The organism is Vibrio sp. 1401 (genome assembly GCF_033340295.1).
This window is the reverse complement of sequence record NZ_JAWOWF010000737.1, coordinates 1-545: the sequence shown is the minus strand read 5'-3', so window position 1 is coordinate 545 and position 545 is coordinate 1. Positions and strand designations below refer to the sequence as shown.

The 545-nt window shown below is 50.5% G+C and carries 1 protein-coding gene; it reads left to right on the top strand.

Annotation, left to right across the window (positions count from 1 at the left end):
- The coding region (locus R7Z77_RS27870) for a phosphoenolpyruvate carboxylase (protein WP_318137373.1) at positions 1-545 on the top strand (545 nt) is incomplete at both ends.

Genomic DNA, 545 nt, shown 5'->3' with positions numbered 1-545 from the left:
TTCTAACGATCAAGTTCGTGAACTAGCTGGTGAAGATCAACACGAACCATACCGCGCAATCCTGAAACAACTACGTGCTCTGCTCAATGAAACCAAAGATATTCTCGATGCGAAGATCCACGGTCAAAAACTGGCAGTCAAAGCACCGCTACAAAAAGTTGAACAGCTTTGGGATCCTCTGTACGCGTGTTACCAATCACTGCATGAGTGCGGCATGGGCGTCATCGCTGACGGCTCGTTGCTAGATACGCTGCGTCGTGTGAAAGCGTTTGGCGTTCACCTAGTTCGTCTTGATATCCGCCAGGAAAGTACGCGCCACGCAGATGTACTCTCTGAGCTGACTCGATACCTCGGCATTGGTGATTACGAACAGTGGAGCGAGCAAGATAAAATTGCTTTCCTCACCAATGAACTTGCGTCTAAACGTCCGCTACTGCCACGCGATTGGGAACCATCAGAGCCGGTCAAAGAGGTGTTAGACACCTGTAAGATCATCGCTCTGCAACCGCGCGAAGCGTTCGGTGCTTACGTCATCTCAATGGCTC